Here is a 9745-nt window from a genome sequence, read left to right as displayed (position 1 = left end):
ATCCACCGCTCTGTCGCTTTAATGCCACAACTGCTGCAAAAGCGAGATTTACACGTCTGGTGAATGTATTTGTGATGGGTGCAGTTAGCATGGCGGCATCGATACTCTTTAGAGCCAAGTATCGTTGGCATTGAAGCATTGTTTGATGGGCTTATTCGGAAACATGGTCTATAGGATAAACGATTCATGCAAAGCACCCTAGTCGGTTGAGTCTCTTTGTTTTCGGCCGTAGGCCGCTCAGGCGACACCGTCGCCGGTTCTACCGCGTTGTAGATGCGTACCTGGCCAATTCGTGCCCGGAAAATGTAAGTAATTTACCAATTAATTGATTAACAAATCATTTTCAGACAGAATAATATAGTTATTCAACAACCAACATGCTCCTTATGTGTGAAATATTTGCTCATCAGCCAACAGAAAGTTACCAGTTTGTTACCCGCTCGATTCGTATAGATGGACATGCAACCAGCGTAAAACTCGAATCGAGCTTTTGGCTGGTCCTAGAAGAGATTGCTCACTCTCAGAATCTTACCGTGCCACGCTTCATATCAACAGTCTACACAGAGGCTCTAGAGCATAATGGTGAGGTAGGTAATTTTGCCTCCCTGCTTCGCTGTGCTTGTTTAATTTACTCCAGCAAACGATAACGATTAACGTATATGATTGCATTTAAATCAAATAATAGCCTTTCATAAAAAGTTTTGTCGTACTCACGTACTACCAGCCTGGTTCATTCACTCATTACTATCCTGACTTCAATTGAGGAAAAATAATGACTAAGCTGATTCACAGTATGATAAGAGTGCACGACCTAAAAACCTCTACCGTAATGCGCTAGAACTTGAAGTCACTGTTCAATATCAGCTCAATGACTTTACCCTAATTTACCTTGCCAACAGCGAAACAGGCTTTGAACTTGAGTTGACACACAACCATAATCAAACTACTCCATATGCTCATGGTAATACCTATGGACACCTAGCAGTCAGTGTCGAGTGTATAGAGAAAACACATAAACGTCTGGCGAACTGCGGTATTGGAACTTCAGATATCAAATCATAAAACTACGAGCAGAAACCGCTGGTAACCTTCTTCTTTATTACAGACCCCGATGGATACAAGATTGAATTTATTCAACGTGAAGGTCGATATCAATAACCAATAACCTAAGGAAATACAATGATTTACTTAACTGCACACTTTTACGCAAAATCCGGACAGGAAAAGAAGTTGCATGAACTACTCAGCGCAATGCTAATACCAACTTTAAATGAACCTGGCTGCATTAGTTATTATTTATTTCAGGATGAATCTGATGATAGAAAGTTCTTATTTCAAGAACAGTTTGCTGATCAAACAGCTTTTGACGCACATTGCAAAGAAACGCACTTCCTTAACCTACTTAGAGGCCTTAATGGACTGCTTGAACAAGAACCAGATATCACTTTCTATCACAAAGTGGAGCCACAAAGTTTAAGTTGATTCTCACAATTTAGTCAGAGTTACTTTTGGTGTACAACGAACAGTATTATCCCTTTAGTCAATACCATGTATGAAGTCGTCGATGTTGATTGTAATAACCAACCAGATAATCTGTTATTGGCTTGGCTCGCCTCTATAAAACTTCTATCACCATTCGTTGGCACCTATCCCGTTATCAAGCTTCTGAACACTCGCTCCATAGGGATATCTCAGCAATTTCCTTTCCTACCCATACTTTGAGTAATTCGATATTTCCATAGCAACTGACGATATTTCTTACTCGTATAGTAGCAACCTTGGTCCGAGTGGTACATCACGCCAGATAGTCTTCCAAGGTTCTCATAAGCCATGCTTTGCGCCTTGCCGTCAAGGCACTATCTGGTGAGTTAGACATTCCAACCGATGGCTTTTCGTGCGAATAAGTCAATGACAACCGCTAGATAAGACCACCTTTGCTCAGTCCGGATGTAGATCACATCACCGCACCATACTTGATTCTATTCCGTTACCACGAACTGACGATTTAGAATGTCCTTTTCTTCTTCAATACGCTTGATTTTCTTTTTAAGGTCACGGATTTCTCTTTGCTCTGGAGCCCGTGGCGATGCATTGGGAGCCTTATCTACTCTTTCAACTTTGAGTTGCCTTATCCAGCTTTCTAACGTTGTTCTTCCAATACCCATCGCTTCGCAGGTTTCTTTGTAGGTACGTCCCTAGTCAAGCACTAGTTGATCGCATTCAAGCTTGAATTCTGGGTTAAAAATGCGTCTTTCACGCTTAGTCATATTGTCATCTGTTTTAGTATCGAGATGATCATACTCCACCTCTTAATCAGGTGGCCAAATTCACTATGCCACTTCAAATTCCCGGCCGACCCTTTAATGAGTATTTTGTGTGACGCATGAAAAAGCCCACGTCTGTAATTTAACATTAATGCCAATTTCCTTTAGGTATATTTTTCGGATCACTTGGCAACTTTCTAATAATTAGCTGTATATGACACTCATCACCAAAACTGCAATTAGAGAATATTCCTACAACTCAATAAGGTGAATATATATATACTTTTAATTTACAGGCTTATATATATACAAATTAACATTTATGTGTGATTTTCATAAATTTAAATGTGGGTTAATTGTTATTTAAATAATTAAGATATAGGTCACACATATATAAAACATAATGTACTAAATTAGTTTAAACCACTGACATATAGAGAAAATTATGAAATTACCTATTGCTACAATTTTAATAACAAGTGCATTTAATACATCTGCTTTTACAATTGTAATTAAAAATAATACAGATGCTCCGATTATGCCTTTTGTTATGAATACAGACGGTTTGACTGCCGATTCTATCAATGGTTGGATTACAGCTAGTAACGAACGAGTTTATGACAAGCGTTCAAGTTGGTTAGATGATCCATCTGTCAATGTCAATGAAGGTAGCACTCATGAAATGTTAATGGGTGATGACCATGTTACAGGGTTTACTTGTGGTGATATTTTATTCGAAGGTAGTCAAGAAATCTTAGTCACTCAAGATAGTGAAAGCAACGACCTAATATGCCAAGTCCAACCATTGGGCACTGTAACTGAAAGTAGTAGTTATACTCACAATACAGATGGGAAAAACCGTGGTTTCATTATTAAAGACATGAAAAATGAATCTGATATAGATAGACCAGAAAAATATGCTGATGGACCTCAAGATCTAGTTTGGGGAGGTGCTGGTATTGGTGTTAATACATATGTCACGGTCAATGCTATTAATAATCAAACAGGGAGTGAACATCCAGTAATAATTACGATGAGAAGGAGCAATCAATGCACTTGGCGAGAGATGAATACAACTGTAAGTTGTCAAAGTGCTACGATCTCTAGCTTCAATGCATTCTTTGAAGAATCCCTTAATGATGTGCTACCTTCCGGTGCATATTCAGGAGTAACCAAAATTGGAGTTGCTGAATGGCAAGGTTCCGAAGTAGATAATTTCAATTTAGGCATCGAAATCACGAAAGAATAATACTGAACTACTAAGGTTAATTAAGAGGGCCCCCCCCCTCTTTGATCTTACTCGATGAACTTGATTTTCACCTGCAATGCACAACAAACTACAAACTTTGATATATTTTGAAGGTGTTGGTGAGGTTACCCCATTCATACTTTATGCTAATTTGGGTGATGGGACACAATTTACTAACAGTCGACAAGCATCAGCGTTTATCAGGCTAACACCTTTACAATACAGTTCATTCGGTGAATTGATGATGAAGGGCCATTAATAAATTTGGCGGAGTTTAAGGCTCTTCGCTCGATGCTCTACCTTGATGCTATGGCATACATATATCGACTGCCTTACTCACCTACAAACCAGAAACAGTCGTGGCTTAGTGACCCGAAGATAACAAGTCTGGGTTCATAACAAGGTTGCGAACACCGTGAGCATGGTCTTCATCGAACTCATTGCTTGCTAACCACTGTGCTACAGAGGCAATGTCTACCTTCGCCACTTTTGGTCGTACACTCCAAGTCACTTGCAGTGGAGATGCCTGTTTATTGTAGCTAGGGCCAGTTGTTGAACCAGCATATCGAATCGGTTTACCGGTATTTTTCGGGATGTTTATTGCTTGATAGACTCCATTTTTCACCTCGAATTGGGTCAAATCAACGAAGTTAAGTGCACTTTTATCATTAACAAGTACAAATACTTGCGTTTCTACACGCAATTGCGGATTAGAAGTTGACTCACTTAAACATGCCCCGAGAGTTGGTCCTGGCTTAACTTGGGCCGTTGAATGAACGTAGTGAAGCTCAATAGTATCACCTGATTCTAGTTGACTATGGCCTTTAGCGCTGACAGTATCTTTAAACGGCTTAAGCTCAGCGTCACTTAACTTACCGTTATAAACATAGCCAGTATTGTTGCCTTTGCCGTCACCATTACCTGCGTAAACGTTAAATTCACCGCCCTTATGCTCTGCATTTCTATGAAAGTGAACATTACATAGGTTCATTTGTGAGTATTCAGGCGCTTTCCCAAAGTAACGGGTATTATTTCCTGCTAGGTTGTCTATATCACGTGGAGATTGAGGGCCAAACCCTTTTCCTTGAGTGTTTTCGGCAAGCGCTGTACGTTGCTGTGCGATAACACTATCAGCAACATCATGGTTGCTTGAGGCCTGAACGGCTTGCGGTGTAATCACAAGTACAGAAGACAAAAGTAACACTTTATTCATATGCAAATTTAAACCTTTTTGATAGTTGTAAAAGTAAATGAACGTATAGGTGTTACGTTCCTGTGTACATATGATAAGTGTGAGATTTTGTGATAATGCGTGGTCGGTTCCAATTAATTATACAGAATTAAAAACAGCGGTTTCGGTGTCGGACTTATATAGAAAACCATGACTATCGACATACTGTCGGTCAAAATCCATCTCGGTGCCGTGATGTAATACGCCTTCAATCATAAAGGTGACTTCTGAAGAGGAGCTGCGTTTAAGCAGAAAGTAGATACAGGTTGATTTCTTCTCTACATGCCAATGAATAATAACACCAAGCTTCTTAGCATCCGAGGCGCTGGATGTTGTGCCTTCTCCCCACATAGAAGGATTTCGGGAAATAAAATTTGCGTTTGCGACTTGCCCAATGGCGTTACGTAATGCAGTTATTGTGAATAAAACGACGAAGCACATTCAGTATTTCTTTATAAGCTAATACCATGCTGGCTTCCACTTAGTCGTTTTAATCCTATATTCGTGCTCATTCCGTAGAGGCAGAATAATATACGTTACTGTTAGCTTTTACGGTCAAGGTTTTCTTGTTCGTCTACGGTTTTAAAATGATCGCTAGATCCAATTCTCAAGTCAGCTTCCTTGAGAACATCAAGTAAACTGGTCATGGGCGATCGACCGGTGATCTCTCGCTGCAGGTAAGCAAGATTCATCGGCTTCTGTTGTGTAATCGAAATTCATTTTTTACCCTGGGACAAGATTCGAACATTACGATTCTTAGCTCTGATAGCTTGTAATCTGGTACAACGCTCATTGATCCCCCTTAAATTCACTGGTCAAAATGCTTTACCATTGACGTTATTTTAGTCAATATTTTTTACCGTCCCAATAGGTTTCGTATTATATTTTTACGAAAGTTGTTAGACAAATTCCAAGCTAACTATACGAAAGAGGCCGTTGCTATCGCAACGGCCTCTTAGGTTAGAGATTTTGATATAACGTCTAAGCGTGTGTGAAGCCAAAGTCTAATTGGCAACCACACGCCTTAGCGTATTTCATTAGTGTTTTAATAGTAGGGTTTCCTGTTCCCTTTTCGAGCCTAGAAACATTAGACTCTTTAGTACCCATGGGCGCTGCATAGGTTGGCGGAGTCGCTTTGTTAATCGATATCAAAAATGAACATGTGCCCATTACGTGCGGCATGTTCACTTGAGCAGCACAAGTTAAGTAATCACCTAAACTTGAATAGTCTAGTAAATACACGTCTTTTCAAAAGTTGGCGGCTATCACAGCGCTCCGGTCACTCCCCCTATCGAGCACTGATTAGCGAAATAAGAAGCATCGCCCAACGGGTGGTGAGTAGTCACAACGTTGCAGCGCTGCAACTTTTTTGACGGACAAAACACACGAACTCAACATTGGATATTACTTAGGCCGATTAAAGTCAAACAGTTGGTTAATAGGCACTCCCATACATAACAATAGATTCGCCCATGTACCAAGGTTCACTCTCACAATAAGCCTACCAAAATGGTCTTTACTGTAGCCAAGTAAATCAGCGACATCTTGACGGAAGAGGCCAGTGACAAAATCTTTGCCATAAAAGAACTTTACGATTTTCTCATTAAGTTTAACAAAGCTTTGAGCATTATAGACATAGTTATTTAGCAATTTCGCCTTTTCAATTATCCTTGGGGTTGGAGACTCTTAATATTCGTACTCGGCGAAGAGAATGCGGGGTTTATGACGCACTTACATAACTACAAGTTCGTAAAGTAAATCAACATGGCGCCCTATATCTATGGCCGTTATACCTACAAGTTATTTAATATCTTGTCTTTAAAATAGTGTGTACAGTCAACTTGGTCCCGTTGTTCTGGTTCCATAAACTCTGTAGCAAATTGTTGATAAACACCTGATGACAAGAACAGCTCGAACAAGTCTGGATCAAGGTGTCTCTCTTTAACCATAAAACTCATAATTTTTATTGATTCAGATAGTGTCTTCGCTTTCTTGTATGGACGGTCTGTGCTTGTCAAAGCTTCAAACACATCAGCTATAGCGATAATTTTGGCCGTTAGCGGCATTTCATCCCCTTTCAATCCCATGGGATACCCGGTTCCATCTATTTTTTCATGGTGACCGCCGGCTATTTTAACCACATCGCGCATATGTTTAGGGAAAGGTAATGACTTAAGAATGTTGATTGATTGAATGATGTGGTCATTGATAATAAATCGGTCTTCATCTGTCAACGTTCCTCTACGAGTCGATAAATTATAGATTTCGCCTAGGTTAGCTTGGTAATCAGGTGCCTTTAGAGTGAAGCACTCTTCATTTTCTCTTGGGAAATTCCAAGGAACAAGGTGTTCAGGTAAGTCGGCTAGTACACACTCTGTCGCAGGTATAGGTTGGTGCTCTTGGCTTCGATGTTGCTCAATCCACGATGTCCCTGCCGTTTTACTTAGTGTCCTTGTCCAAGTTCTCTGCGCGATGTCATGCAAACGACTGATATGAGCATCATCAACAAACTCCCCCCCTAAGTTAAGTTCCGCAACAAATTCAAAGTCATTATCAACTTGGTTATTATGCTCATTTAATGACTTTAGCACGTCATCAGGCAGCTCACCGAAATGTATTTTGAGTAACTCAATTTCTTTTTCACGTTTAACGACTTCAAATCGCATCCGCACTTCGTGAATTCGGTTATAGATGGTTTCTAATTTTGTTGCTTTATCAACGATATGTTCAGGTGTAGTGATCTTGCCACAATCATGAAGCCAACTCGCCATCTTTAGCTCTTCCCATTGTTTTGGGGTTAAGCTAAAGTTTTCAAATGCCTGATGTTGTGAATTTTGTGCTGCTTTGGTTAGCCACTCAGTAATGATCGGAACACGTTGACAATGATTTCCGGTGTAAGGTGACTTTCTATCTAATGAACCGGCAAATACTTGAATAAATGAATCAAGGAGCGACTTTTGTGCCTCTATCAGTTCGTGGGTTTCGATAGTAACCGATGTAAAACCCAGTAACGTGGTTAAGTAATCCTCGTAAGAGTGATAGCGTTCTAGCGCATTGTCTCCTTCAAACAACAATCCAAACGAACCAATTACACTGCCTGAACGATCCATCAGTGGCATACACACTACTTTACCACGACGAACACGATCCCAAGGGAGATTAAGTCGCTCTATCTCCTCTGCTTCGAATGTCATCACTTTATTAGCAGCAAACAATTCTTCCATTATCTTCTTTGCTTCACTGACAGGCAGTGGACACGCCTCAGCTTGATGCGCTTCCATACCTTGATACCAAACATACTTGGGGACTAGCACCTCATTATCGATATCGTGCAGATACAAAAATATACCACTCGCCTCCACTGCTTGTGCGGTGTCGTGACATACCAAACTCAGTATTTCATCGAGATTTTCTTTGTTAGCGATATTGTTCGTCAAAGAAATAAATTGGCTGATGGTTGACTGAGTTGCACTTTGCGCTTGATTGAGTTCGGCTATTTCTCGTATATAGCAGTGCTGAATAACGTGTTCTTTATCGAATTTGAAGCTTTCAATATCTTTCGCTTTGCGGGTCGCTCGCTTAATGGGTTGCGATATATACATAGAAATAACGTAAATTCCCGGTAATATAAGCAACAGTATCAATAAAGAGGTGTAGATTGTTTGTTTTTTAATTAATACACCATTATCAAACAAATCATCAGCTTTAGCTGCCATAAGTAAGTGAAATTGTTGACCATAAGAATGGCCAAACGTGGCTATGTGCCCAAACCATTTCTCACCTTCAAAGTAGAACATACCGAGCTGCCCATCTCTTTTCTTTCGCTTAATTGCATAATTGATTGCTTTATTAGGTAACAAGTCAAGTCTACGTGTCATCTGAACTTTAGGGACAGTTTTATTTGCGCTGTCACTGACTGCAAAAATTTGTCCTTCATCATTATAAAGAACGCGAAGAGATGAAGCGTTGGTCAAGGTATCGGTAAGGGTTTGTTGTAGGTCTTCTAGCAACACTTCCGCAGAAATAACAACACCTTGATCGTTTTTACGATAAATAAATACACCCAACATTTCTGATGTCGGGTGGATTGATGGTGTGGAAATTAAGGCGGTCGCTTCTTGCGCATCACTAAACCAGCGATGTGATTTGTACAGAATCGCCTTCCCTGGCTCGATTTCTGATATGAGCTGAAGGTCCTTATCAACCCCTCGAATTTTCAGTATTCCTTTATGGTTATGGGCGATAATAAATTTTACGGTCGTGTTTAAATCCCCCCGCTCAGCCATAGCTTTGTCATTGACTCTAGCTATAGAAAGGAGGTCACCTGAAGGATAATAAAAAGAGTACGACGTGACATGGGGGAATTCGTTTAATAGCTGAGCGAGCTGAGGAATCAATTTTTCTCGCACTTCTATATCTGGTGAATTTACGGCGTAACTTTTTGTGAAAGCGCCAATAGCGGTAAATGCGGTACCGTAGTGCTTGTTAAGTTGGAGCTGAGTCTCTATCGCAATGCGGTTGAACAACTTAGCATTCGCCTCTAAAATAAGCTCTGATAACCCCTTGTTCGTTAGCCAGATTTGTATCCCTGATGTTAAAACTACAACCAATATTATCACTGTCGTTAGATATACGTGAATCGATAATGTCGCACGTTTGACGTTCATTGTTCCACTTCGCTGACTTATTCGTTTCATTAACTGTAGTTGTAATTTACCTTTTGGGTTTAATAAATTGATTATATTGGCCTAGATAAGGGAGGTGCGTCCATCACATCAAAGCCACTTCTTTGTCTACCCCCAGTAAGTGCGGGATTACTTCGCCACCAGTAAGCGTTGAGTGATAAAGTATGTGCCATTGTTAGAACATCGAGCCCACAAAAAGAAGAAGCCAATAGCTTTATCTTGGCGAATAGACGAAACGTATATCAACGGATTGCCGGGAAGTGAAAGGCAAAATGAACCAGGCAGAACCGGCGACGGTGTCGACAGAGCGGTGGAG

At 40.3% G+C, this 9745-nt stretch carries 10 protein-coding genes and 3 pseudogenes; 5 read left to right on the top strand and 8 right to left on the bottom strand.

Going from position 1 to position 9745, the window contains the following annotated elements; all coding sequences use genetic code 11:
• Positions 1-116 (bottom strand): annotated as a pseudogene (locus AB6E51_RS23505) (transposase zinc-binding domain-containing protein); the annotation flags it as partial.
• A gap of 270 nt (positions 117-386) precedes the next feature.
• Here AB6E51_RS23505 and AB6E51_RS23500 point away from each other — a divergent pair.
• From AB6E51_RS23500 to AB6E51_RS23490, 3 genes and pseudogenes are all read left to right on the top strand, one after another.
• Positions 387-647, top strand: a complete 261-nt coding sequence (locus AB6E51_RS23500) for a ribbon-helix-helix domain-containing protein (protein ID WP_162299045.1) — start codon at positions 387-389, stop codon at positions 645-647.
• A 125-nt stretch (positions 648-772) separates the two neighbouring features.
• Positions 773-1158, top strand: a pseudogene (locus AB6E51_RS23495) (VOC family protein).
• Between the two features lie 21 nt (positions 1159-1179).
• Positions 1180-1482 (top strand): putative quinol monooxygenase, encoded by a 303-nt coding sequence (locus AB6E51_RS23490; protein WP_102332435.1) that lies wholly within the window; start codon positions 1180-1182, stop codon positions 1480-1482.
• 209 nt (positions 1483-1691) lie between these two features.
• Here the strand turns inward: AB6E51_RS23490 and AB6E51_RS23485 are convergent.
• Both AB6E51_RS23485 and AB6E51_RS23480 read right to left on the bottom strand, forming a co-directional pair.
• Positions 1692-1958, bottom strand: a pseudogene (locus AB6E51_RS23485) (DDE-type integrase/transposase/recombinase).
• Between the two features lie 21 nt (positions 1959-1979).
• Positions 1980-2165, bottom strand: a complete 186-nt coding sequence (locus AB6E51_RS23480) for a hypothetical protein (protein WP_102332436.1) — start codon at positions 2163-2165, stop codon at positions 1980-1982.
• A gap of 544 nt (positions 2166-2709) precedes the next feature.
• Between AB6E51_RS23480 and AB6E51_RS23475 the strand changes: the two genes are divergently transcribed.
• Positions 2710-3513, top strand: coding sequence for a hypothetical protein (locus AB6E51_RS23475; RefSeq protein WP_102332437.1), 804 nt, complete (start codon positions 2710-2712; stop codon positions 3511-3513).
• A gap of 76 nt (positions 3514-3589) precedes the next feature.
• Positions 3590-3772: a transposase gene (locus tag AB6E51_RS23470; protein WP_235618379.1), complete on the top strand. Its 183-nt coding sequence runs from the start codon at positions 3590-3592 to the stop codon at positions 3770-3772.
• A gap of 105 nt (positions 3773-3877) precedes the next feature.
• Here AB6E51_RS23470 and AB6E51_RS23465 read toward each other — a convergent pair whose 3' ends face one another.
• The 5 genes from AB6E51_RS23465 to AB6E51_RS23445 form a co-directional block, all read right to left on the bottom strand.
• Positions 3878-4726, bottom strand: a complete 849-nt coding sequence (locus tag AB6E51_RS23465) for a delta-class carbonic anhydrase (RefSeq protein WP_102332438.1) — start codon at positions 4724-4726, stop codon at positions 3878-3880.
• 117 nt (positions 4727-4843) lie between these two features.
• The gene (locus tag AB6E51_RS23460) at positions 4844-5095 is read right to left on the bottom strand and encodes a Tn3 family transposase (protein WP_157938692.1); all 252 of its coding nucleotides are present in this window, start codon (positions 5093-5095) and stop codon (positions 4844-4846) included.
• A gap of 630 nt (positions 5096-5725) precedes the next feature.
• Positions 5726-5986, bottom strand: coding sequence for a helix-turn-helix transcriptional regulator (locus tag AB6E51_RS23455; RefSeq protein ID WP_235612466.1), 261 nt, complete (start codon positions 5984-5986; stop codon positions 5726-5728).
• Positions 5987-6537: 551 nt separating this feature from the next.
• Positions 6538-9411, bottom strand: coding sequence for an HD domain-containing phosphohydrolase (locus AB6E51_RS23450; RefSeq protein ID WP_102332441.1), 2874 nt, complete (start codon positions 9409-9411; stop codon positions 6538-6540).
• 147 nt (positions 9412-9558) lie between these two features.
• The coding region (locus AB6E51_RS23445; RefSeq protein WP_372140242.1) for a hypothetical protein at positions 9559-9745 on the bottom strand (187 nt) is incomplete at its 5' end.

Source organism: Vibrio sp. 10N.247.311.47 (assembly GCF_041467535.1).
GTDB classification, from domain to species: domain Bacteria; phylum Pseudomonadota; class Gammaproteobacteria; order Enterobacterales; family Vibrionaceae; genus Vibrio; species Vibrio crassostreae_C.
Note: the sequence above shows the minus strand (reverse complement) of the source record. Positions and strands in the feature narration are given on the sequence as shown.